The sequence below is a fragment of the Bradyrhizobium sp. KB893862 SZCCT0404 genome (assembly GCF_018130885.1).
Classification (GTDB): domain Bacteria; phylum Pseudomonadota; class Alphaproteobacteria; order Rhizobiales; family Xanthobacteraceae; genus Bradyrhizobium; species Bradyrhizobium stylosanthis.
The window spans coordinates 76,023-99,217 of the sequence record NZ_JAFCLT010000012.1; the positions used below are offsets into that span (position 1 = coordinate 76,023).

Genomic DNA, 23,195 nt, shown 5'->3' on the forward strand with positions numbered 1-23,195 from the left:
CTTGTCCTCCCTGTTTCCTGTGATCTGCACTCCCATGAGTGGCGCATCGGTTGCGGCGCTTCTCGCGATCACTGCGCGCGGTCGAACTCCTCGGGCCTGTCGAGCAGATCCCGTTTCCGGATTGCCCGATCGTCTGCCGTCGTCGTTGTGCCGCCCATGCGATCGATCGTATCGCCAGCCATTTTCCGAGCGCGCTGTTTCCAGCGACCCGATCAGCGCGCGGTGGCGCTGTTTTCGGTCTTCGCATCGGTCCATGCAGGCTTGAGGCAGGAATAGCGCGGTCACCCGCACCGCCGGCCGGGACCGCAGGACCAACTGCCGATCTGCCGATGTGTTCCTGTCAGCCGACGCGCAAAAGCGCTTCCGGCGCCTACTGGCGCAGCATGATCAGGGGATCGGCGGTGTCGGGAACGCGACGCCACTGCGCGTTGTCGTCGGCCTCGAACTGCCAGACGTCGCCTGATTTCGACATCAGGATGATCTGGCCGCGTTCGAGCCGCCATTGCGTCGGGTTGAACTGCGCGATGGCCGGATCGCATTTCGGCTTGAGGAAGACCTGGAAATTGTCCTGGCCCGCTTCCGTGTTGGTGAGCGTCAGCCCGCACACCGGCTGGCCGTTGCCGCGCACCATCGACCAGTCGCCGATCATCTGGTCCATCGACTTGGCCATCGAGCGGGCGGCGGCGAGGTCCTGCAGGATGTAGACGCCCTCGCCCTGGCGCAGCCCTTCGAAGATGCCGGCCTCGACCTCGGTGAAGTCGATCACGGCTTCACCGGTCGCATCCTGCAGGCGGACGATGTCGAGGCCCTTCACGCTCCAGGCGACGATGTCCTTGGTGAAAGGCAGCGCGGTCTTGCAGGCCGGCTCGAGTTCCAGCTTGTAACCCTGGCCCGCGGCGTCGGCCTTGAGCGTGACGACGCAGGTCTTGCTGCGCTCGGTGGTGGAAAGCTCCCACTGCCCGGGCATCGTTTTCTTCAGGCTCGCCGCATCCTGCGCATGCGCGATGCCGATCGCGGCCAGGGAGGCCGCGACGGCGAATGCGACGGCCCGAAGAGCTCTCATCAGCGCCCCTTGAACGGCGTTTCCGCGACCGGCGTCAGCGGCGCCTTGCCGGCGAACCATGACTTGAGATTGTCGACCACGAGCTGGTCCATCGCGTTGCGCGTCACCACCGAGGCCGAGCCGATATGCGGCAGCAGCACGACGTTCTGCATGGACTTGAGCTCGTCGGGCACGTTCGGCTCGGCCGCGAACACGTCGAGGCCGGCGGCGAGGATGGTGCCGGACTTGAGCGCCTGGACCAACGCCTCCTCGTCCACCACCGAGCCGCGCGCGACGTTGACCAGCACGCCGCGCGGGCCGAGCGCCTTGAACACCTCGGCGTTGATCATCTTGTTGGTCGAGGCGCCGCCGGGCACGATCACCATCAGCGTGTCCACCGCCTTCGCCATCTCGATCAGATCAGGATAGTGCTTGTAGGAGACGTCCTTGGATGGATTGCGCGAGTGGTAGACCACCGGCACCAGCGAGGCATCGAGCCGGCGCGCGATGGCCTGGCCGATGCGGCCCATGCCGACGATGCCGACCTTGCGGTCGCGCAGCGAGCCGACGCTGAGCGGATAGTTCTGGGTCTGCCAGAGGCCGGAGCGGACGTAACGGTCGGCCTTGATGAACTCGCGCAGGGTCGAGATCAGGAGGCCCATCGCGACGTCGGCGACCTCCTCGGTCAGCACGTCAGGCGTGTTGGTGACGATGATGTTGTGCTCGGCCGCGTATTTCGCGTCGATATGGTCGTAGCCGACGCCGAAGCTCGCCACCATCTCGATCTTGGGCAATTGCGACAGCGAATCCTTGTCCGCGCGGACCGTGTGATAGGTCACCGCCACGCCGCGGATCTTCTCGCGGATCGCCGGCGTCAGCCGCTCGAGGTCACCGCGCGTCTCGGCCTTGTGCACGACGAAATGGTCGGAAAACCCGCTCTCGAGGATCGGCCGCACCGGTCCATAAATCAAAAGATCGATCTTTTCGGACGAAATCGAACCGGTAGACATCAGCTTTCCTTTCCAAGCGCGCTTTCGTGCCAGCGCCGTAAAACGAGGTGGGAAACTAGCGCCAGCACCCCATAGATGACAATCCCGGCGAGCGACAACAAAAGCAGCGCGGCGAACATGCGGGGTATGTTCAAGCGGTAGCCCGACTCGGCGATCCTGTAGGCCAGCCCGGAGCCCGCCCCGGCCGTGCCGGCCGCGATCTCGGCCACGACCGCGCCGATCAGCGACAGGCCGCCTGCAATGCGCAGGCCGCCGAGGATGTAGGGCAGCGCCGCAGGCAGCTTCAAAAAGCGCAGGGTTTGCGGGGGCGAGGCGCCATAGAGCTGGAACAGGCCGGCGAGGTTTCGATCGACCGAATTGAGCCCCAGCGTGGTGTTGGACAGCACCGGGAAAAAGGCGACAATGAAGGCGCAGACCACGACCGCGGTCTGCTGCTCCAGATAGATCAGCAGCAGCGGTGCAATCGCGATCACGGGCGTCACCTGAAGCACGATTGCATAGGGGAACAGCGAATATTCGACCCATTTCGACTGGTTGAACAGCAGCGCCAGCGCGATGCCGCCGATGCTGGCGGCCACGAAACCTTCGAGCGTCGTCAGAAGCGTGGTCGCGAGCGATTGTGACAGTACTGCCCAATCCCTGATCAGCGTCAGGACGATGATCGAGGGCGCCGGCAGAACGTAAGGCGGGATGTCCTTGATGCGGACCATGAGTTCCCAGGCGAGAAGCCCGGCCGCGAACACGATGATTGGCAGCACGAAGCGTAGCGCGCGTTGGGCGCCGGATCGCTTTGCGGTGACGGGGGGCTGCACGCTCATAGCGTCGACTGCCCCGAATAGGACGGCGCCAGCGCGGCCGACACGCGCCGGCAATAATCGGAATAGGCAGCCGAGGTACGAAACTCCTCACCGCGCGGCTCGACCGTCTCGACGCGGATATCGGCCTGGATGCGGCCGGGCCGCGCCGTCATGACCACGACGCGCTGCGACAGATAGACGGATTCGAACACCGAATGGGTGACGAAGATGACGGTCTTGCCGAGGCTGCGCCACAGCGCGAGCAGATCGTTGTTGAGGCGGAAGCGCGTGATCTCGTCGAGCGCAGCGAACGGCTCGTCCATCAGGAGGATGTCGGGGTCGGTGACGAGCGCGCGCGCCAGCGACACCCGCATCTTCATGCCGCCAGAGAGCTCGCGCGGATAGGCATCGGCGAAATCGGCGAGCCCGACGCTGGCGAGCGCCTGATCGGCGCGCGCGCGCGCTTCCGCCTTGGGGACACCGCCAAGCTTCAGCGGCAGCCGCACATTCTCGCGCACGCTGGTCCACGGCATCAGGGTCGGCTCCTGGAACACGAAGCCGATGCCACGGCCGGGCTGCGCGGGACCTTCGTGACGTGCCAGCCGCACGATCCCGGAAGACGGCGCCGTGAGCTCCGCGATCAGCCGTAGCGCGGTCGACTTGCCGCAGCCGGATGGACCGAGCAGCGAGATGAACTCGCCCTTGCGCACGGCAAGATCGAGCGGGCCGAGCGCCATGACGCCGTTGTCGTACGCCTTGGTCACACCGCGCAGGCTGACGGCGAGATGCGTCAGGCCGGCTTCGACGGTCGAGGAGGTTTGGGCAGCGGACATCGACCGTGCGCTACGGCTTGTTCGGGCGCCGCTCGACGCCGACGCCCTTGTTGACGAAGCGCAGCGTGTAGGATTTGCGGAAGTCGAGATCGGCCTTCACGACGCCGGCCTTCACCATCTTGTTGAAGAAGGAGGCGTAGCGCTCGTCGCTCATCGCGCCGATGCCGTTCTTCAAGCTGTCGCCGGAATCGACGATGCCGTATTCCTTCATCTTGGCGACGGAATAGGCGAGCAGATCGTCGGTCATTTCAGGATTGAGCTTCTTGATCATGGCGTTGCCGGCAGAATTGTCGCCGTAGATGTAATTGTACCAGCCGATCATGGAGGCATCGACGAAGCGCTGCACGAGGTCGGGCTTCTTCTCGGCGACGTCGCGGCGGGTCTCGATCAGGGTCGAGTAGGTGTTGAAGCCGTAATCGGCGAGCAGCAGCACGTTCGGCTTGAAGCCGGCGGCCTTCTCGACCGCGAAAGGCTCGGAGGTGACATAGCCCTGCATCGCGCTCTTGGGATTGGCGATGAAGGGCTGCGGGTTGAAATTGTAGGGACGGACGTTCTTCTCGTTGAAGCCGTATTCGGACTTCAGCCACTGGAAATAGCTGGTCATGCCTTCCTTGGAGACGAACAGCGTCAGCGGCTTGAGGTCCTCGATCTTGGCGACCTTGGCGTCGGGCTGCGTCAGCATCACCTGCGGATCCTTCTGGAACACCGCGGCGATGGTGACGACGGGCACGTTGTTGGCGACCGCATCGAACGACATCAGCGTGTTCGCGGCCATGAAGAAATCGATCTTGCCGGCGATCAGCAGCATCCGGTTGTTCTCGTTGGGACCGCCGGGGACGATGGTGACGTCGAGGCCGTATTTCTTGTAGGTGCCGTCCGCGACCGCCTGGAAGAAGCCGCCATGCTCGGCCTCCGCGACCCAGTTGGTGCCGAAGGTGACCTTGTCGAGCGTCTCGGCGTGAACCGGCGCAAGACAGACCACGGCGGCCAGCAGGCCTGCCGTCAGCGCTCGCCGCAGATGAGAGGGGGTCATGATGGCACTCCGTCGTGGCTGGCCCAATCGCGTCTGGCTCAAGTGAGGGCAACGCGATAGAACCGCATGAAGTTCGGGGACGCGAGCCGGCCAGGCCCGCGTCCCCTCCTACCCCAAATTACGTGACAAATTCGGGCAAAGAAACCTCCAAGGACCATTCAATGACGCCGTCCCGCGACTGGATCGACATCAACTGGGCCGATGCTGCCCCGGCGGATGTGTCGCGCTGGATCGCGGTGCTGCCGCTGGCGGCGACCGAGCAGCATGGCCCGCATCTGCCGCTCGAAACCGACGTGCTGATCGCCGACGCCTATCTCGCCCGCGTGCGCGCGCTGTTGCCGGCATCCGTTCCGGCCAGCTTCCTCCCCGTCGAGCCCATCGGCATTTCGACCGAGCACATCGATTATCCGGGCACGCAGACGCTGCCGACCGAGACCGCGCTGAAGCGATGGACCGGAATTGGCGCGGAGGTCGCGCGGCGCGGCGTGAGGAAGCTCGTCATCATCACCAGCCATGGCGGCAACAGCGCGGCGATGATGCTGGTCGCGCAGGATCTGCGCGCGCATCACAAGATGTTCGTGGTGACGACGTCATGGTCGCGACTGTCAGGCGCGGACAAGCTGTTCGCGCCTGAGGAAGTGCGCCACGGCATCCACGGCGGCGCGGTCGAAACCTCGATCATGCTTGCGCGCTATCCCGGTCAGGTGCGGACAGATGCGATCGCGGATTTTCCCGCAAGCAGCATCGCGATGGAGCAGCAATATCGCTGGCTCTCGACGCAGCGGCCCGCGCCGTTCGCCTGGCAGGCGCAGGATCTCAACGCCAGCGGCGCCGTCGGCAACGCGACGCAGGCGTTGCCTGAGAAGGGCGAGCAGCTCATCGACCAGGGCGCCCGCGCCTTTTGCGAGCTGCTGGGCGAGGTCGATAACTTCGACGTGAACAGGCTCGCCAAAGGCCCCCTCGGCTAACCCTTATCCTTCTGAATTCGCTGGTAAAATATCAGGATTCGGGGCGCGTTCGAGGCGCCTTCGAACCGGTTTTGCCATGCCTCCGTCCAACTGGGAACGCGGGCCACAACGGACCGCCTCAACCCGGATGGAGTTTCACATGTCGATTAAGACCAAGATTGCCGCCGTCGCTCTCGCTGCCCTCGCCGTCACCGGCAGCATCGTGTCCACCACCTCCGCGGCCGAAGCCAAGCAGCCCGGCTGGGTCTGGGGTGTGGGCGCCGGCATCGCCACCGCCGCCGTCGTCGGCTCCGCGATCGCCGCTAGCAACGACCCCTATTACTACGGCTATCATCGCTGCGGCTGGGTCGCCCAATACAACGCCTTCGGCCAGTACGTCGGCCGCGTTCGCTCCTGCTACTGATTTGAGTACCTGAGGCCGATCTCTCGTGGATCCTGCGTCCGACACGGGCGCCTCATCCACCCCGTGTCGTGCCCCGACCCGCCCGGTTGTCCCCCCGGGCGGGTCAACCATTTTGGGGCCGAGAGAATTTGTTGCAGCCCCGTCACACAGCAGTGCGAACCATCAACTGCGGCAATGCGCGCCAGTTGCTATTGCGAATTAATCGCAATAAGGTTCGCAGCAAGTTCAGTAACCTGGGAAGAAACTGCGTCGAATCGAGATCATCTCGGCCGACGTCGTGGACGACCGGAGCCTGATGACAGGGCCGCCGCGAATCTGCAGGGATATCGCGGCGAGTGGGACACATTCGCGTTTGGGGGCGTGCGTTTTGACGTTGAGAGGGCATCGTTACAAATACTTGCGAACGGCCGCGGCGATTGCCTCGGGCGTAATGGTTTTGCCCAGCGCGAGCCGCGCGGCCGATCTGCCGCTGAAGGCCCCGGCTTTGAGAGCCGTCTATGACTGGACCGGTCTCTACATCGGCGCGCATGCCGGCGTGACCTACGGCACGTCCTCGGCGACACTGACCGATCCCACCGTCGCAACCGACAACCACGTATTCACCGGCGCGACCGGCGGCGTGCAGGCCGGCTACAACTGGCGCCTCAACTCCGGGCTCCTGCTCGGCGTCGAGGGCGACATCTCGTTTCCGAACTATCTGCCTTCCAATCACGTCGTGTCGTCGGCGACGACCGCACTGTCGGGCACGGAGGAGCGCTGGGATTACGTCGCGAGCCTGCGCGCGCGGCTCGGCTACACCAGCGGCAACTGGCTGTTTTACGCGACCGGCGGCGCCGCCTTTGCCGGCGAGCGTTTTCTGTCGACGCCCACGGGCGGTATCGAAGAGAAGGTGCTGCACACGCGGTTCGGCTGGACCGCCGGCGGCGGCGTCGAATACGCCTTCGCGCCGCACTGGAGCGCGCGCCTCGAATATCTCTACAGCAAGTTCGACAACGCCAGCGTCACCTTCCCCTCCGGCGCGCAATATTCGTCGTCGATGGATTTCCAGAGCCTGCGCATCGGCCTCAATCGCAAGATCGACTGGCCGGGCGTGCCGACCTACAATCCGAAATCCGACGTCACCGACACCGAGTCCAGCCGCTGGGAGATTCACGGCCAGTCGACCGTGCTCGGGCAAGGCTACCCCGCCTTCCACGCGCCCTATACCGGAACCAACAGCCTGCTCCCGTCGCCCGATTTTCAGCAGACCTGGAGCAATTCGCTGTATCTGAATGCGCGGCTGTGGGACGGCGGCGAAGTCTACTTCAATCCCGAACTGCTGCAGGGCTTCGGCTTCAACAACACGACGGGCGCCGCGGGCTTCCCCAACGGCGAAGCGCAGAAGTCCGGCTTCCCCTACCCGCACTTCAATGCTTCACGGCTGTTCGTGCGCCATACCTTCGGCTTCGGCGGCGAGCAGGAGGAGCTTGCCAGCGGCCAGTTCCAGCTTGCAGGCAAGGCCGACATCTCGCGCCTGACCTTGCAGGTCGGCAAGTTCTCCGTGGTCGACGTGTTCGACGGCAACTCCTATGCGCATGATCCGCGCAAGGACTTCATGAACTGGTCGATCTGGGCCTCCGGCGCCTTCGACTACGCAGCGGACAAGCTCGGCCTCGGCTACGGCGCCACGGCCGAATTGAACCAGAAGCAGTGGGCGATCCGCGGCGGCTACTTCCTGATCGACGCCCAGTCCAACTCGAACAATTTCGACATGAATGTCGGGCGCCGCGGTGAATATGTCGGCGAGCTCGAGCTGCGCTATTCGCTGTTCGGTCAGCCCGGCAAGCTGCGCACGCTCGGTTTCGTCAACAGCGCCTTCTCGGGCAGCTACCGCGAGACGCTGGACAATCCCGCCTTCGGCGTGGACATCAGCCAGACCCGCCGCGGCCGCCTGAAATACGGCTATGCGTTCAACCTCGAACAGGCCATCACCGACGATGTCGGCGTGTTCGGCCGCTGGAGCTGGAACGACGGCCGCAACGAGATCATGGCCTTCACCGACATCGATCGCAGCCTGTCGGGCGGCGTCTCGGTGAAGGGAGCGAAATGGGGCCGACCCGACGACGTCGTCGCCATTGCCGGCGCCGTCAACGGCCTCTCGCGGGACCATCGCGACTTCATCGCCGCCGGCGGTCTCGGTCCGCTGATCGGCGACGGCCAGCTCAACTACCGCCACGAACGCGTGCTGGAAACCTACTACGCCTACGCACTGAACAAGGCGCTGACCTTCACCGCCGACTACCAGCTCATCGTCAATCCCGCCTACAACGCGGATCGCGGCCCGGTGTCGGTGTTCTCGGGGCGGCTGCACGGCGAGTTCTGAGCTGCCCGCTCAGAACAGCAACGCAACACCCGAGACGAACAGCAGCGCGAGCGCGACCTTCCGGAACGCGGCCTCGTCGATCCGGCCGAATAGCCTCAGGCCCAGCCACGTTCCGGCGAACAGGAACGGCAGGCCGAGCGCGAACAGCTTCGCCGTGTTGAGTGTGAGCGATCCCTTGGCACCCAGCCAGAGCGTCGCCATCGCGAATACGACGACGGCGACCGGCTGAAACGTGGCGCGCTGTGCGTCCTTGGGCAAGCCGCGCAGATTGCACCAGATGGTGACGATGATGCCGGCAAGGCCGGTCAGCCCGCCGAGCATGCCATTGACGAAGCCGACCGCCATGTCGGCGGCCGGCGACACGGCACCGGCGAGCGTGAGCTGTGGGCGGAAGAATGCATAGAAGCTATAGGAGATCAGAATCGCTCCGACCGCGATGCGGACGCTCTTCGGGTCAGCCCAGGTCAGAACCGACACTCCGGCCGGAACGCCGACGACTGCGCCAACGATGAAGGGCCACAGCCGGCGCCAGTCGAGCGCACTGCGCAGCTTCCACACCGAGTAACCCTGCACCAGAAGACCAAAACCGACGATCAGGCTGGCGCTCTGAAGCGGGGTCAGCACGTAGAGCCACAGCGATGCCGCGACCAAGCCGAAGGCGAAGCCCGACAGGCCCGCGACGAAGGCGCCCGCGAAGGTGGCCAGGAAAAAAAGCGGAAGCTCGATTGCGATCCCGTCCATTGCTCGCTCCACAGATCAGCGAGCAGCGCTTGCGTGGGATCACCACTTTACGGGGAGGCCGCGACGTCCCCGACATGCCAAGTCTAGGAGGGCCGGGTTCCCCCCGCAACGTCCTTGATGGGAGGATGCGACAATTTGGGCCGGAACCGGGCCAATCGCTTATGGAGTTCATATATAAGGGACTTGGTCCGGCGTCCGCCGGGTCAGGTGTCCCTTCTCCTTGCGCGAAATGTTATCCGTCGAACTCATTATCGTCGTCGTCCTGATTGTCATTAACGGCCTGTTATCCATGTCGGAGCTGGCCGTGGTCTCGTCTCGCCCGGCCCGCCTTTCGCTGCTCGCCGCCAAGGGCGTGCGCGGCGCCGAACGGGCGCTGACGCTGGCGGCCGATCCCGGCAAATTCCTCTCGACGGTGCAGATCGGCATCACGCTGGTCGGCGTGCTCTCGGGTGCGTTCTCCGGCGCGACGCTCGGGCAGCGGCTGACGCAATGGCTGGTCGAGCTCGGCATGTCCTCGGGGATCGCCGACATCGTCGGCGTCGGCATCGTCGTCACGCTCATCACCTACGCGACGCTGATCGTCGGCGAGCTGGTGCCGAAGCAGGTGGCGCTGCGCGACCCCGAGAGCATCGCGGTCCGCGTCGCGCCCGCGATGCACCTGCTTGCGAAGATATCGCTGCCGTTGGTGTTCCTGCTCGACCTCTCCGGCAAGCTGATCCTCACGCTGCTCGGCCGCGGCGGCAAGGCCGAGGAGAAGGTCTCGGAGGACGAGATCCATCACCTCGTCAGCGAGGCCGAGAGCGCCGGCGTGCTCGAGCCCGGCGAGAAGGAGATGATCGCCGGCGTGATGCGGCTCGGCGACCGGCCGGTCGGCGCCGTCATGACGCCGCGCACGGAGGTCGACGAGATCGATCTGAACGACGCGCCGGAGGCCATTCAGGCGGTCATCGCGAAGAGCCCGCATTCGCGCTTTCCGGCATCCGACGGCGATCGCGACAAGCCGATCGGCGTGCTCCAGGCCAAGGACCTGCTGGTCGCCTATATGAGCGAACGCGCGCCCGACCTGCGTGCGCTGGTGCGCGAAGCGCCGAGCATTCCGGCCTCGGCGGATGCGCGCGACGTGCTCACGATCCTAAAGGCCGCTCCGGTCCATGTCGGCTTCGTCTACGACGAGTACGGCGCCTTCGAAGGCGTGGTCACCGCGGCCGACATCCTGGAATCGATCGTCGGCGCGTTCCACTCCGAGGAGGGCCCGCCCGAGCCGGCCTACGTCAAGCGCGCGGACGAATCGCTGCTGGTCGCCGGCTGGATGCCGGTCGACGAATTCGGCGAGCTGCTCGGCATCGAGCTGCCGCCGCATCGCTTCAACACGGTGGCGGGCCTCGTGCTGCAGCAATTCAGCGTGCTGCCCGATGTCGGCGATGCCTTCGACCTCGGCGACTGGCATATCGAGGTGGTCGATCTCGACGGCAGGCGGATCGACAAGATCCTGGCGAGCCGGCGGGGGGAGCAAGCTGCGGCGTGAGGGGGCGCGCTGGCGGGACGCATGCCGTCGCGTTAGTCGTCGTCCCGGCCTAGCGCGCAATTGCGCGCCAGGCCGGGACGACGGTGGAATTTGCGGCGCGAGCCCGCCCCTACCCGAACCTCACCCCGATCCGCTTTTCCTTGCGCCAGACCACGGTGCAGGACAGGTGCTTTCCATCGGCAGCAATGAACAGGGTGAAATGCTCGGGGATGCCGACCGGGCTGGTGACGTCGAGCGCGGCGCCGCTGTCGGAGAAATTGCGAACGGTGCAGTCGATGGCGCCGCCGCCGAACTCGATCGTTCCGGCCTTCAGCACCCGATGTCGGGCCTTGTCGCGTCGTTCGTCCATAGGGTGAATTTACACCCAAAGTTGAAGCAAATGCTAATTGCCAGCCCCGCTCGCGGTGAATTTACACGATCGGGCCCAACGTGGCCGCGGGCGGAGCGACCAGCGCCGGCTGGAACGTGTCCGCCCGTGCCATCCGCCAGGCGTCGGCGAACCGCGGGTCTTCCGTGCCTTCGAGCAGCTCGCCCGGGCGCAGCGCCGGATAGAGCTGGGCGAAGGACCTGACCTGGGTCGTCGACGTCCGCTGGTTGAAATGGATCGGGCGCAGCTGCTGCGGATGCTCGAGGCCGGCCGCGGCGATCAGCTCGGTCAGCGAGTGCAGCGTCGCATGATGATAATTGTGCACGCGGTCGATCTTGAGCGGGACGTAGAGCGCACGTGCACGCGTCGGGTCCTGCGTCGCAACGCCGGTCGGGCAGCGGTCGGTGTGGCAGCTCAGCGACTGGATGCAGCCGAGCGAGAACATGAAGCCGCGCGCCGAATTGCACCAGTCGGCGCCGATCGCCATCGCGCGCGCCATGTCGAAGGCGGTGGCGATCTTGCCGGACGCCCCGACCTTGATGCGGTCGCGCGCATTGATGCCGACCAGCGCGTTGTGGACGAAGTTGACGCCCTCGCGCATCGGCATGCCCAGATGATCCATGAACTCCAGCGGCGCCGCGCCGGTGCCGCCTTCGTTGCCGTCGACGACGACGAAATCGGGGTAGATGCCGGTTTCCAGCATCGCCTTGCAGATCGCCAGGAATTCCCAGCGATGGCCGATGCACAGCTTGAAGCCGGCCGGCTTGCCGCCGGACAGGCGGCGCATCTCGGCGATGAACTGCATCATGCCAACAGGCGTGGAGAAGGCGCGGTGCGAAGCCGGCGAGATGCAGTCCTCGCCCATCGCGACACCGCGGATCTTGGAGATCTCCTCCGAGACCTTCGCCGCCGGCAGCACGCCGCCATGGCCGGGCTTGGCGCCCTGGCTGATCTTGAGCTCGACCATCTTGATCTGGTCCTGGCCGGCGACGCGCGCGAACGCCTCGGGATCGAAGGTGCCGTCGAGATGGCGGCAGCCGAAATAGCCGGAGCCGATCTCCCAGATGATGTCGCCGCCCATCTCCTGATGATAGGGACTGAAGCCGCCCTCGCCGGTGTCGTGCGCGAAGCCGCCCTTCTTCGCGCCGGCGTTCAGCGCCCTCACGGCGTTGGGGCTGAGCGCGCCGAAGCTCATCGCGGAGATGTTGAACACCGAGGCCGAATAGGGCTTCGTGCAGTCGGGACCGCCGATGGTGATGCGGAATCTCTCCGTGGCATGCGACTTCGGCGACACCGAGTGATGCATCCACTCGTAGCCCTCGCGATAGACGTCCTCCTGGGTACCGAACGGACGCTTGTCGAGCTGCATCTTGGCGCGCTGATAGACCAGCGAGCGGGTGTCGCGCGAGAACGGCATGCCGTCCTTCTCGCTCTCGAAGAAATACTGCCGCATCTCGGGGCGGATCTCTTCGAGCAGGAAGCGCATATGCGCCGAGATCGGGTAGTTGCGCAGCACCGCGTGCCCCTTCTGCAGGAGGTCGCGGACGCCGAGCAGCGTCAGGGCGCCGAAGATCAGGATCGGGATCAGCAGGATGTCGAAGATCTTGCGGTCGGCAATGCCGATGCCGATCAGCAGGGCCGTGACCACCGCGCAGATCGTCAGCACGATGAAGCGCGGCGAGAACGGCAGCAGCAGGGTCTCCATGATCCCCTCCTGCGCCAGAGGCAGACGTTTTGGCGAATCCTGATTTTTATTGTCGGCCACAACACCCTCCCGCCGGCATGAGGCGGTACGATACGCCCGCGCCTGTCATACGGATATGACGCGGCCCTTGTTTCAGGCTAGCGAAATCGGCCGGCGCAGATCAATCCGCCGAGAGGATAGGCTTTTGCAGTGCAGCAGAGGGGCGGGGTGGGAAGCGCAGATAATTGGGTAAGGCGCTTAACCCACCGCCTCGTCCCGGCCTTGTGCGCAACTGCGCGCACTGGAGCCAGGGCCCCGTAGGGGTTTGTGCGAAGACTGACAACGACCAGCCTTCGCCAAACTGGATTCGGTGGGGTATGGGTCCCGGCCTACGCCGGGACGACGAGAACGGGCGCCTATCAGCGCTCGACGAAGGCCTTCTCGATCACGAAATGGCCGGGCTTGTTGCCGGAGCCTTCGATGAAGTCGCGGCCCTCGAACATCACCTTCAGCTCTTCCAGCATCGCCGGGCTGCCGCACATCATGACGCGGTCGGTCTCGATGTTGAGCGGACCCTGGCCGATGTCGTTGAAGATCTGCTCGGAGTTGATGAGGTCGGTGATGCGGCCGCGGTTCTTGAAGGGCTCGCGGGTCACGGTCGGGTAGTAGATCAGCTTGTCGGCGAGCAGCTCGCCGAACAGCTCGTCCTCGCGCAGATTGGCGACGAGCTTCTCGCCATAGGCGAGCTCGGAGACCTGGCGGCAGCCATGCACGAGCACGATGGACTCGAACTGCTCGTAGACCTCGGGGTCCTTGATCAGGCTGGCGAAGGGCGCAAGGCCGGTGCCGGTCGAGAGCAGCATCAGCCGCTTGCCGGGGATGAGGTTGTCGGTGATCAGCGTGCCGGTCGCCTTGCGGCCGACCAGGATGGTGTCGCCTTCCTTGATCTTCTGCAGGCGCGAGGTGAGCGGGCCGTCCTGCACCTTGATCGAGAAGAACTCGAGCTCTTCCTCGTGATTGGCGCTCGCCATGCTGTAGGCGCGCAGCAGCGGACGGCCGTCGACCTCGAGTCCGATCATGGCGAACTGGCCGTTCTGGAACCGGAAGCCGGTATCGCGCGTCGCGCGGAAGCTGAACAGCGTGTCGGTCCAGTGGTGGACGGAAAGAACCTTCTCTCGGTAAAACGCGCTCATGATTTTCGATATTCCGAATATTTGCGGTTTTAGGGCAAAAGCGTTGCCCGGCCCTGAAATCGGGGCGGTCACCATTGCCATGGCGGAGGATTTCGCGTGTGTGATCTACGCCATTGAGACCAATAATCAACCTCGTTTCGGATGCAATTGATGCTGGTCAAAGCGGCATTTGCGGCAGAACTGGCCGCATCATTAATGAATCTGCTGCCGGGCGCGCCAAGTGGGCAATTTCTTTTCCCTCTGGGGCGGGAATGCAGCACTTAATTTCCGTCGCGCTCGCGAGAATTTCATTAAGAATAGCTCTGATTTTCCACTCGGATTGGCGCCGAGACCCGCATTTTTGCGGCTTTTGGCGCCAGAACGACTGAAACGGGCGATACCGATACCAGAGCGACCAAGGCAGATGGCAGGCAGCGAGCGGACCTTCGTCCAGGCGATCAGGCGCTATTGCGCGAGCCGTGGCATCGCGATCGATGTCCGCGCCGGCGGCTGGCTGATCGCGATGCATCTCGGCGACACGCGCCGCTTCGCCTTCGGCTACGACATCGGTCTCAACAGCGCCATCGCGCACCGGCTTGCCAACGACAAATCGGCAACCGCCGAGGCGCTGACGCTGGCGGACGTGCCGTCCATTCCGCATCACCTCTTCCTCAATCCGAGGCTGGGCCCGAACGTCGTCGGCGCCTCCTGGCGCGAGGCCATGCTCGGGCTGCTCCATGATCACCCGCAAGGCGTGGTGGTGAAGCCGAACGAGGGGACATCGGGGCGCTCGGTGTTCAAGGCGACGACGGAGGCGGAGCTCGACCATGCGGCCGGCGAGGTGTTTGCGATGAGCACCGGGCTCGTGATCTCGCCCTACGTCGCGATCGAGGAGGAGGTCCGCGTGGTGCTGCTCGATGGCGCGCCCCTCGTCGTCTACAGCAAGCAGCGTGGCTCGGACTGGCGGCACAATCTCGATGCCGGCGCAAAGCCGGTACTGCTGGAGGGGGGCGAGGTTCGCACCGCTTGCGTCAAGCTCGCGATCGAGGCCGCGAACGCCATCGGCATCGTCTTCGCGTCCATCGACGTGGTCCGCGTCGACGGCGCCTGGCGCGTGCTGGAGATCAACTCCGGCGTGATGATGGAAGCGCTGAGCAAGCTGCATCCGGAGCTCGTGCAGGCGGCGTATGATGCGGCGCTGGACCGCGTGTTTGGGGGAAATTAGCCAGGCGCGACGCGGCCTTCCTTCCCTCCCCTTGCGGGAGAAGGTGGCGCGAAGCGCCGGATGAGGGGTTCTTTCTACTCGCAATACTGTTCGTGAGGATGGAGACCCCTCACCCGTCTCGCCGCTGCGCGGCGAGCCACCCTCTCCCGCAAGGGGAGAGGGGGCACCGAGATCGCGGCGCGAGCGCAACGAACTCAATTATTCGCGCTGGCCGAATCGTCCATCGCCTTGAAGGCTTCCTCGAGCTGCAGCGAGATCGGCACGTTCAGCCGCTCGCCCGTGGGCAGCCTTGCGATGAACCATTTGTTGTAGAGCGGGACGAGGTCGCGGTTGGAGCCGAGCTTGCGGAAGGCGCGCTCGACCACGGCGGCGAGTTGCGGCTCGCCCTTCTTGAACATGATGCCGTAGGGATCGTAGGACAAATAGTCGCCGGTGACGCGGAACTTGTCCTGCGCCTTGTGGCGCGCGATCAGGCCGAACAGCAGGATATCGTCGGTCGCGAACGCATCGGCCTTGCCGTCGACGAGCATCTGATAAGACTGCTCGTGGTCGGGCGAGGTGATGATGTTGAGGCCGAGCGAGAACTTCTTGTCCGCCGCCTGGATCGCCTGCTCGTTGGTGGTGCCCTTCGTCACCACGATGGCCTTGCCCTTGAGATCGGTCAGCTGCTTGACGCTCGCGGCCTTCGGCACCATCAGCTTGGTGCCGGCAACGAACATCAAGGGCGAGAACGCAACGCGCTTGCCGCGCTCGGCGTTGGCTGTGGTCGAGCCGCATTCCAGGTCGATCTTGTTCTGGAGCACGGCGTCGATGCGGTCGTCCGAGGTCACCTTGACGTAGTCGATCTTGAGATTGGGATCGTCGACCTCGACGCCGATCTCCTCGACGATGGCCTCGCACAGTTCGAGGCTGTAGCCGATCGGACGATTGGCCTGGTCGAGGAAGGAGAACGGCGGCGAGCTCTCGCGATAGCCGAGCCGCACGGTGTGCGCTTTCTTGATCGCCGACAGCGTCGGGCTGAGCCCCTCGCCGGCCGTCTGGGCGGACGCCGTGGTCGCGAGCAGCGATGCTGCCGCGAGCCAGAGCAGACCGCCGATCACTGACCTTGCCAGTGCCTGGCCCATGGTTCGCTCCTAACCATGGCCGGCCATGGCAGGCACTTCGCCCGGCACCAAGTCGCCGGGCACGGCGTCGTCCGGTCCCAACTCATGCTCGGGCCCGAGCTCGCCTTCCCACTTCGCCACGACCGAGGTGGCCAGCGTGTTGCCGATCACGTTGGTGGCGCTGCGGCCCATGTCGAGGAAGGTGTCGATGCCCATGATCATGAGCAGGCCGGCCTCGGGGATGTTGAACTGCGCCAGCGTCGAGGCGATCACGACGAGGGAGGCGCGCGGCACGCCGGCGACGCCCTTCGAGGTGATCATCAAGGTCGCCAGCATCGCGAGCTGGGTGCCGAGCGACATGTCGATGTGATAGCTCTGCGCGATGAAGACGGCCGCGAAGGTGCAGTACATCATCGTGCCGTCGAGGTTGAAGGAATAGCCGAGCGGCAGCACGAAGCTCGAGATCCGCGACGAGGCGCCGAAGCGGTTAAGCGCCTCGAGCGTCTTCGGATAGGCCGCCTCCGAGCTCGCGGTCGAGAACGCGATCATCAGGGGTTCGCGGACCAGCTTCAACAGATGGCTGTAGCGCGGTCCGATGACGAGGAAGCCCACGATGACGAGGATCGTCCACAGGATCGCCAGCGAGAGATAGAAGCCGCCCATGAACACGATGAGCTTCCAGAGCACGGCGAGGCCGTTCTTGGCGACCGTCGCGGTGATGGCGGCCCACACCGCGAGCGGCGCGAACAGCATCACGTAGCTCGTCACCTTGAGCATGATGTGGCCGACGTCGTCGATCATCGCCAGGATCGGCTTCGAACGTTCGGGCATGGAGCCCATCGCCACCGAGAAGAACACCGCGAAGATCACGATCTGCAGGATCTCGTTCTGCGCCATCGCGTCCGCGATCGAGGTCGGGATCAGATGGGTGAGGAATTTCTCGATCGAGAACGCCGACACCGGCAAGCCGGTCGACTGCCCCGCCTGGGGCAGCGTACCCGGGAAGTTCGCGCCGGGCTGCAGCAGGTTCACCATCACGAGGCCGAGCAGCAGCGAGACGAAGGAGGCGCTGATGAACCAGCCCATGGTCTTGGCGAAGATGCGTCCGAGCTTGGAGCCAGATCCCATATGGGCGATGCCGCCGACCAGGGTCGCGAACACCAGGGGCGCGATGATCATCTTGATCAGGCGCAGGAACATCATGGCGATCAGGTTGATGGCGGAGGCCCACTCACCGCGGGTATCGGGCAGGAAATTGTAGATCGCCGAGCCCATGACGATGCCCAGCACCATCGCGGCCAGGATGTATTGTGTAAACCTGTTCGACATTGAAAGACCCCCACTACACCGGCCGCTTCATGATGTCGCAGATATGACGATCACGCAACACGCTTTGCGTGCACTTGCGATGGCGCAATGTTCCCGTTGCGAAACGAGGACGCGCGATCTAGCCTTCATGCAGCGCACAACGAATGCGGCTTGCACGTTTCCTTTGCGGCGGCTGCATCAATAATCGTCAAGCAAACGAAGAGGGGAACGCCATGAGCGGCAGCACCAATCGCCAGATCCTGCTGGTGGAAAAGCCCAGCGGCAAGCTTGGCCCCGAGCACTTCAAGATGATCGAAGGTGGCATGCCAGAGCCGAAGGACGGCGAGGCCTTGCTGCGCGTGCGTTACATCTCGCTCGATGCCGCCAACCGGGCGTGGATGCACGGCGCGACCTACCGTTCGGCCGTCGAGGCCAACAGCGTGATGGCCGGCGGCGCCATTGCCGAGGTCGTGAGCTCAAAGGCACCGGGCCTGGCTGCCGGCGACATCGTGTTCGGCGACACCGGCTGGCAGGAGTTTGCCGCGGTGCCGGCAAAGCATCTGACCAAGATGCCGAAGCTCGAGCCGATGACGCACCTGCTCAGCGTGTTCGGCATCGCCGGCCTCACCGCCTATTTCGGCTTGCTGGAGGTCGGCAAGCCCAAGGAGGGCGAGACCGTCGTGGTCTCGGCGGCCGCGGGATCGGTCGGCTCGATCGTCGGCCAGATCGCCAAGATCAAGGGGTGCCGCGTCATCGGCATCGCCGGCGGCGCCGACAAGTGCAACTGGCTGACCTCCGAACTCGGCTTCGATGCCGCCGTCGACTACAAGGACGGCGCCGTGTTCAAGGCGCTGCGCGCGGCGGCGCCCAAGGGGATCGATGTCTATTTCGACAATGTCGGCGGCGACATTCTGGAAGCCTGCCTGCCACAGATGAACAATTACGGCCGCATCGCCTGCTGCGGTGCGATCTCGCAATATGACGGCGCGCCCTCCGCGCACGGCCCGCGCGGCGTGCCCGGGCTGATCGTGGTGAAGCGGCTCGTGATGCAGGGCTTCATCGTGACGGACTACATGAAGGACAGCCAGCGGGCGCTCGCCGATCTGCAAGGCTGGGTGAAATCCGGCAAGCTGAAGGTGCAGGAAGACATCATCGACGGCCTCGAGAACACGCCGAAAGCGCTGATCGGATTGCTCGCCGGCGAGAACCGCGGCAAGCGCATGGTGAAGCTCTAGCGCGTATCGCTTGCTCGAGCATGACCTCCGCGCCAACGCGTTTCGCGTTTGTCGCAAGGGAAAGCCGCCGCGCACGTTTCGCTCACGCGGCTCTCCGGAGCCGGGCCATGCTCTCAGTTACGTCGCAATTGAAGCGGCAATATCTACTTGCGGTAGAGGCTGAAGCGGCCAATGATGCCGCACGCGGCATCACCCGCGACGATTGTTTGCATCACTTTTAATAAATCGTCGGCGTTACCGACAGGGCAGGAATTCACCCCAATGTTCAACACGTTGAAACATGCATCAACGCGCACGGCTTTGCTCGCGGCGGCACTCTTCGCAGCTGCAACAGGAGCCTTTACAACAGGAGCCTTGGCGCAATCGCCGACCGAGGCCCAAAAGAGCGCCATCCGGTCCGCGTGCCGCTCGGACTTCATGGCGCATTGCTCGAGCGTGACGCCCGGCGGAGTCGAGGCGTTCCAATGCCTCGCCAAGAACATGTCCAGCCTGTCGTCGGGATGCCAGGCCGCGGTTCGCGCGGTCGAGCCGGCCTCCGCGCCGAAGACCGAAGCGGCGCCGGCTAAATCCGAGCCGGCCAAATCCGAGCCTGCAAAGACGGAAGCGGCGCCCGCCGCCGAACCCGCGGCCAAACCGGCGGCTGCCGCCGCTCCGAAAGCTGCAGCACCGAAGCAGCCGAGCTCTGCCCAGGTCTCCGCGATCAAGAGCGCCTGCCGCGGCGACTATCCCAAGGTGTGCGCCGGTGTGCCGCCGGGCGGCGCCCCCGCGCTCGAATGCCTGGAGCAGAACAAGGCGAAGGTGTCGGCAGGCTGCGCCAAGGCCGTGACTGCGGCAATGGGCGGCGGTACGGCAGCCGCCGCGCCTGCTGCTGCTGGCGCCGCACCGGCTGCAGCGGCGGCGCCCGCCGCGGCGCCGGCGGTCATCGTGCTGCGCCCGTTGCGGCCGCGCGAAGAGCTGTTCATCGTCCGCTCCGCCTGCGGCGCCGACGTCCGCTCGCTCTGCGCCGGCGTCGCGCCCGGCGGCGGCCGCATCATCCAATGCATCTCCAACAACGCCGCGTCGCTGTCGCCGGCGTGCAAGGACGTGCTCGCTCCGTTCGCGGCCCGATAAGGCAGGGCACCATCACGCGCCGGGCGCGTGGCCATGACGAGCGCGCGAATGAGTTTTCGCGCGCCTGTGGCGACAAACCTTTTACAAAGCCGATTTCAATCACCACAAGACCGGCCACCGACGCCAATGCGGTGGTGTGCGCCCGCGGCGTCTATCGCGCCGGTTGCGCCGGGCCGAACGCGGCCGTCGTCGTCCGCAAGCCGGTTCCAGTGGTCCGCTGCACCAGAGTGCTGGTGGACGGCGTCTACGTGAAGCGCTGCGTCTGACCGGTGGGTGGTCAATCCGGCGCGGTTTGGCTATGATTCATGCCTGACGGTTTCGGGCACGCCTCGAACGCGTGTCCGGAAAGTGAGCTTTGGCGTGCCGTGCCTTGGCGATAATTCCGCTGGCGCGGCAGGCCGGAGCACATTAGTCTACCCCTAGATAGTAAGTATACTGTCAATTAGGGAGGCAGACGTTGCGGATCGCCGTGATTGGCGGGGGGCCCGGTGGGCTCTACTTCGCCTATCTCTGGAAGAAGCGTCACCCCGAGGATCAAGTCGACCTGTTCGAACAGAACCCGGCCGACGCGACCTGGGGCTTTGGCGTTGTGTTCTCCGACCAGGCCCTGGAATTCCTGCGCACCGACGACCCCGAGACGGTCGATGCGATCGCCCCGCATATGGAGAGCTGGGAGAACATCACGCTGAACCTCGGCGGCGACAGCGTCGCCATCGACGGCGTCGGCTTCTCCTCGATCGGACGGCTCGAGCTGTTGAGATTCCTGCAGCAGCGCGCGCTCGACGCCGGCGTCACGCCGCGCTTCGATACGCCGATCCACGCCATCGACCAGCTCAATGGTCACGACCTGATCGTCGCCGCCGACGGGCTGAACTCGCTGGTGCGCCGCGCCTATGAGGGCGATTTCGGCACCTCGCTGTCCTACTCCTCCAACAAGTTCGTCTGGTACGGCACGTCGAAGCGCTTCGACACGCTGTCGCAGACCTTCGTGAAGACCGACCGCGGCGCCTTCAACGCCCACCACTACCGCTACTCGCCGACCATGAGCACCTTCCTGGTCGAATGCGATCACGCGACCTGGCAGGCCTATGGCTTCGCCTACAAGGACGTCGAACAGTCCAAGGGCGTCTGCGAGGAAGTGTTTGCCGACACGCTCGGCGGCCATTGCCTCGTCTCCAACAAATCGGTCTGGCGCAATTTCCCCTGGGTCTGGAACGAGCACTGGTCGTTCAAGAACATGGTGCTGATCGGCGACGCGCTGCACTCGGCGCATTTCTCGATCGGCTCCGGCACGCGGCTTGCGATCGAGGACGCGATCGCGCTGGTCAAGGCGCTGGAATCGGATGCACATCTGACCACCGCGCTGCTTCGCTACCAGGCCGAGCGAAAGCCGGTGGTGCAGAAGCTCATCAATGCGGCCCGCACCAGCGCCTTCTGGTACGAGCACTTCGCCCAGCACATGCAGATGAATTTGCTGGATTTCGCCTACAGTTACATCACGCGCTCCGGCCGTATCGACGATTCACGGCTGCGCCACATGTCACCGGCCTTCATGGCACGCTACGAGGCCGCCAAGAACGGTGCAGGCGACGGCGGAGATGCGGCTGACGAGGCCACCGCATGAGCAACGAGATTCGTGACCAGGTGCCCGCCGACAGCGCGGGCGCGCGCGAGATCGGCTTTGCCGTTCCGCAAGCCTACAATGCCAGCCGCGTGCTGTTCGACAATCTGGCGCAAGGCCGCGGCGACAGGCTCGCCCTCATTGGCCCCGCGGGCACGCGCACCTATGCGGAGCTCTGCGCGGACGCCTGCCGCTGGGGCAATGCCTTCGCCTCGCTCGGCCTGAAGCGCGGCGACCGTGTGCTGCTGTTCCTCGACGACACCCCGGCCTACCCCGCCGCGTTCTTCGGCGCGGTGCGCGCCGGCTTCGTGCCGCTGCTGATCAACACGCTGACGCCGCCGGACCTGCTGCAATTCTATCTCGCCGATTCCGGCGCTGCCGTTGCGGTCGCCGAGGCCGAGTTCTGCGCACGCTTCAACGCGGAGGCGTGCAAGGACACGCAGCTGCAGACGCTGGTCGTCGTCAATGGCGCGGTCGGCGAGCACGCCGCGCCTGCCGCGGTCGCGGCGGCGAGCTGGCTCGCGCAATTCCCGGCCGAGCTCGCCGAAGCCGCCACCGGCCGCAACGAGATGGCGTTCTGGATGTACTCGTCCGGTTCGACCGGCCGGCCCAAGGGCATCGTGCATCTCCAGCACGACATGGCCTATAGCGAGGTCGCCTTTGCGCAGAACGTGCTGAAGCTGGCGCCCGGCGACATCTGCTTCTCGGTGCCGAAGATCTTCTTCGCCTATGGCTTCGGCAATTCCGTCACCTTCCCGTTCTCGGCCGGTGCAACCACGCTGCTGCTGCCGGGCCAGCCGAAGCCCGCCACGATCTTCGCCGCGATCGAACAGTACAAGCCGACGGTCTTCTTCGGACTGCCGACGCTCTACACGTCGTTGACCAAGGCGGAGGGCGCGGACAGGACGAATTTCTCCTCGCTGCGCATGGCGCTTTCGGCGGCCGAAGTGCTTTCGGCCGAAGTCTTCAACGGCTGGAAGACGCTCACGGGCCTGGAGATCGTCGAAGGCCTCGGCTCGACCGAGGTGCTGCACATCTATCTCTCCAACCGTCCCGAGCGGAAGAAGCTCGGCGCCGCGGGCCTGCGCGTGCCCGGCTACGAGGTCGCGCTGCGCGACAAGGACGGACGCGACGTCGGCGACAACGAGGAAGGCATCTTGTGGGTGCGCGGCGATTCCAACACCCCGCTGTACTGGAACCGGCCGGACAAATCGGCCGAGACCATTCGCGAGGGCGGCTGGATCTACACCGGCGACCGCTTCGTGCGCGATGCCGACGGCTTCCACTTCTTCCGCGGCCGCGCCGACGATCTCATCAAGATCTCCGGCCAGTGGGTCTACCCGCTCGAGGTCGAGCTGTGCCTCGCCGACCACCCTGATATTCGCGAATGCGCCGTGTTCGCCGCCGAGCTGCCGGACCGGCGCATGACGCTGAAGGCGGTGGTGGTGATGAACAACCGCGCGGCCGACCAAAGCGAGGCGACCCGGCGCTTGCAGGACTACGTCAAGGGCAAGCTGCTGCCGTACAAATACCCGCGCGAGGTGATCTTCATCGACGAACTGCCGAAGACCGGCACGGGGAAGATCGACCGGCAGGCGTTGCTAAGGATGTAGCCCGAGGCCGCACCACACGTTCGGAAATCGTAGGGTGGGCAAA

Annotated in this window: 22 protein-coding genes; 10 read left to right on the forward strand and 12 right to left on the reverse strand. The window is 64.9% G+C overall.

Features of this window, described 5'->3' with window-relative positions; all coding sequences use genetic code 11:
• Positions 1 to 370: 370 nt before the first annotated feature.
• The 5 genes from JQ617_RS34380 to JQ617_RS34400 are packed head-to-tail and all read right to left on the reverse strand — an operon-like array spanning position 371 to position 4,715.
• Positions 371 to 1,063: an AprI/Inh family metalloprotease inhibitor gene (locus JQ617_RS34380; protein WP_212030248.1), complete on the reverse strand. Its 693-nt coding sequence runs from the start codon at positions 1,061 to 1,063 to the stop codon at positions 371 to 373.
• Positions 1,063 to 2,052, reverse strand: a complete 990-nt coding sequence (locus JQ617_RS34385; protein ID WP_212030249.1) for a 2-hydroxyacid dehydrogenase — start codon at positions 2,050 to 2,052, stop codon at positions 1,063 to 1,065. Before JQ617_RS34385 ends, JQ617_RS34380 begins: the two co-directional genes overlap by 1 nt.
• On the reverse strand, positions 2,052 to 2,870 hold the full coding sequence (locus tag JQ617_RS34390; protein ID WP_212030250.1) for an ABC transporter permease: 819 nt from the start codon (positions 2,868 to 2,870) through the stop codon (positions 2,052 to 2,054). Before JQ617_RS34390 ends, JQ617_RS34385 begins: the two co-directional genes overlap by 1 nt.
• Positions 2,867 to 3,682, reverse strand: coding sequence for an ABC transporter ATP-binding protein (locus tag JQ617_RS34395; RefSeq protein WP_212030251.1), 816 nt, complete (start codon positions 3,680 to 3,682; stop codon positions 2,867 to 2,869). Before JQ617_RS34395 ends, JQ617_RS34390 begins: the two co-directional genes overlap by 4 nt.
• A gap of 10 nt (positions 3,683 to 3,692) precedes the next feature.
• Positions 3,693 to 4,715 (reverse strand): ABC transporter substrate-binding protein, encoded by a 1,023-nt coding sequence (locus JQ617_RS34400; RefSeq protein WP_212030252.1) that lies wholly within the window; start codon positions 4,713 to 4,715, stop codon positions 3,693 to 3,695.
• A gap of 161 nt (positions 4,716 to 4,876) precedes the next feature.
• On the opposite strand from JQ617_RS34400, the gene JQ617_RS34405 reads away from it, so the two are divergent.
• The 3 genes from JQ617_RS34405 to JQ617_RS34415 all read left to right on the forward strand — a co-directional run bounded on the left by JQ617_RS34405 (position 4,877) and on the right by JQ617_RS34415 (position 8,448).
• Positions 4,877 to 5,683, forward strand: coding sequence for a creatininase family protein (locus tag JQ617_RS34405; RefSeq protein ID WP_212030253.1), 807 nt, complete (start codon positions 4,877 to 4,879; stop codon positions 5,681 to 5,683).
• 139 nt (positions 5,684 to 5,822) lie between these two features.
• Positions 5,823 to 6,086, forward strand: coding sequence for a hypothetical protein (locus JQ617_RS34410; protein ID WP_063693843.1), 264 nt, complete (start codon positions 5,823 to 5,825; stop codon positions 6,084 to 6,086).
• 430 nt (positions 6,087 to 6,516) lie between these two features.
• Positions 6,517 to 8,448: a carbohydrate porin gene (locus JQ617_RS34415; protein WP_249157767.1), complete on the forward strand. Its 1,932-nt coding sequence runs from the start codon at positions 6,517 to 6,519 to the stop codon at positions 8,446 to 8,448.
• 9 nt (positions 8,449 to 8,457) lie between these two features.
• On the opposite strand, the gene JQ617_RS34420 is transcribed toward JQ617_RS34415, so the two are convergent.
• Positions 8,458 to 9,189 carry a sulfite exporter TauE/SafE family protein gene (locus JQ617_RS34420; protein ID WP_212030254.1) on the reverse strand — a complete coding sequence of 244 codons (732 nt, stop codon included), beginning with the start codon at positions 9,187 to 9,189 and terminating at the stop codon, positions 8,458 to 8,460.
• Positions 9,190 to 9,418: 229 nt separating this feature from the next.
• On the opposite strand from JQ617_RS34420, the gene JQ617_RS34425 reads away from it, so the two are divergent.
• Positions 9,419 to 10,714, forward strand: coding sequence for a hemolysin family protein (locus JQ617_RS34425; protein WP_212030329.1), 1,296 nt, complete (start codon positions 9,419 to 9,421; stop codon positions 10,712 to 10,714).
• Positions 10,715 to 10,823: 109 nt separating this feature from the next.
• On the opposite strand, the gene JQ617_RS34430 is transcribed toward JQ617_RS34425, so the two are convergent.
• The 3 genes from JQ617_RS34430 to JQ617_RS34440 all read right to left on the reverse strand — a co-directional run bounded on the left by JQ617_RS34430 (position 10,824) and on the right by JQ617_RS34440 (position 13,958).
• Positions 10,824 to 11,063, reverse strand: coding sequence for a PilZ domain-containing protein (locus tag JQ617_RS34430; RefSeq protein ID WP_063693044.1), 240 nt, complete (start codon positions 11,061 to 11,063; stop codon positions 10,824 to 10,826).
• 61 nt (positions 11,064 to 11,124) lie between these two features.
• Positions 11,125 to 12,786 (reverse strand): FMN-binding glutamate synthase family protein, encoded by a 1,662-nt coding sequence (locus JQ617_RS34435; protein WP_212030255.1) that lies wholly within the window; start codon positions 12,784 to 12,786, stop codon positions 11,125 to 11,127.
• Between the two features lie 398 nt (positions 12,787 to 13,184).
• Positions 13,185 to 13,958, reverse strand: a complete 774-nt coding sequence (locus tag JQ617_RS34440) for a ferredoxin--NADP reductase (RefSeq protein ID WP_063693042.1) — start codon at positions 13,956 to 13,958, stop codon at positions 13,185 to 13,187.
• On the opposite strand from JQ617_RS34440, the gene JQ617_RS34445 reads away from it, so the two are divergent.
• Positions 13,957 to 14,109: a hypothetical protein gene (locus tag JQ617_RS34445; RefSeq protein WP_156528319.1), complete on the forward strand. Its 153-nt coding sequence runs from the start codon at positions 13,957 to 13,959 to the stop codon at positions 14,107 to 14,109. The genes JQ617_RS34440 and JQ617_RS34445 overlap by 2 nt on opposite strands.
• A gap of 252 nt (positions 14,110 to 14,361) precedes the next feature.
• On the forward strand, positions 14,362 to 15,162 hold the full coding sequence (locus JQ617_RS34450) for an ATP-grasp domain-containing protein (protein ID WP_212030256.1): 801 nt from the start codon (positions 14,362 to 14,364) through the stop codon (positions 15,160 to 15,162).
• A 194-nt stretch (positions 15,163 to 15,356) separates the two neighbouring features.
• On the opposite strand, the gene JQ617_RS34455 is transcribed toward JQ617_RS34450, so the two are convergent.
• Positions 15,357 to 16,286 carry an amino acid ABC transporter substrate-binding protein gene (locus tag JQ617_RS34455; protein WP_212030257.1) on the reverse strand — a complete coding sequence of 310 codons (930 nt, stop codon included), beginning with the start codon at positions 16,284 to 16,286 and terminating at the stop codon, positions 15,357 to 15,359.
• 9 nt (positions 16,287 to 16,295) lie between these two features.
• A complete protein-coding gene (locus JQ617_RS34460) occupies positions 16,296 to 17,594 on the reverse strand; it encodes a dicarboxylate/amino acid:cation symporter (protein ID WP_212030258.1) in 1,299 nt (432 codons plus the stop codon).
• Positions 17,595 to 17,806: 212 nt separating this feature from the next.
• On the opposite strand from JQ617_RS34460, the gene JQ617_RS34465 reads away from it, so the two are divergent.
• Complete coding sequence (locus JQ617_RS34465; RefSeq protein ID WP_212030259.1) at positions 17,807 to 18,808, forward strand: NADP-dependent oxidoreductase; 1,002 nt, start codon at positions 17,807 to 17,809, stop codon at positions 18,806 to 18,808.
• A gap of 143 nt (positions 18,809 to 18,951) precedes the next feature.
• On the opposite strand, the gene JQ617_RS40115 is transcribed toward JQ617_RS34465, so the two are convergent.
• The gene (locus JQ617_RS40115) at positions 18,952 to 19,227 is read right to left on the reverse strand and encodes a hypothetical protein (protein ID WP_249157785.1); all 276 of its coding nucleotides are present in this window, start codon (positions 19,225 to 19,227) and stop codon (positions 18,952 to 18,954) included.
• On the opposite strand from JQ617_RS40115, the gene JQ617_RS34470 reads away from it, so the two are divergent.
• The 3 genes from JQ617_RS34470 to JQ617_RS34480 all read left to right on the forward strand — a co-directional run bounded on the left by JQ617_RS34470 (position 19,226) and on the right by JQ617_RS34480 (position 23,152).
• A complete protein-coding gene (locus tag JQ617_RS34470) occupies positions 19,226 to 19,918 on the forward strand; it encodes a hypothetical protein (protein ID WP_502754911.1) in 693 nt (230 codons plus the stop codon). The genes JQ617_RS40115 and JQ617_RS34470 overlap by 2 nt on opposite strands.
• Positions 19,919 to 20,375: 457 nt before the next feature.
• A complete protein-coding gene (locus JQ617_RS34475) occupies positions 20,376 to 21,542 on the forward strand; it encodes an FAD-dependent monooxygenase (RefSeq protein WP_063693023.1) in 1,167 nt (388 codons plus the stop codon).
• Positions 21,539 to 23,152, forward strand: a complete 1,614-nt coding sequence (locus tag JQ617_RS34480; RefSeq protein WP_212030261.1) for a benzoate-CoA ligase family protein — start codon at positions 21,539 to 21,541, stop codon at positions 23,150 to 23,152. Before JQ617_RS34475 ends, JQ617_RS34480 begins: the two co-directional genes overlap by 4 nt.
• Positions 23,153 to 23,195 lie beyond the last annotated feature (43 nt).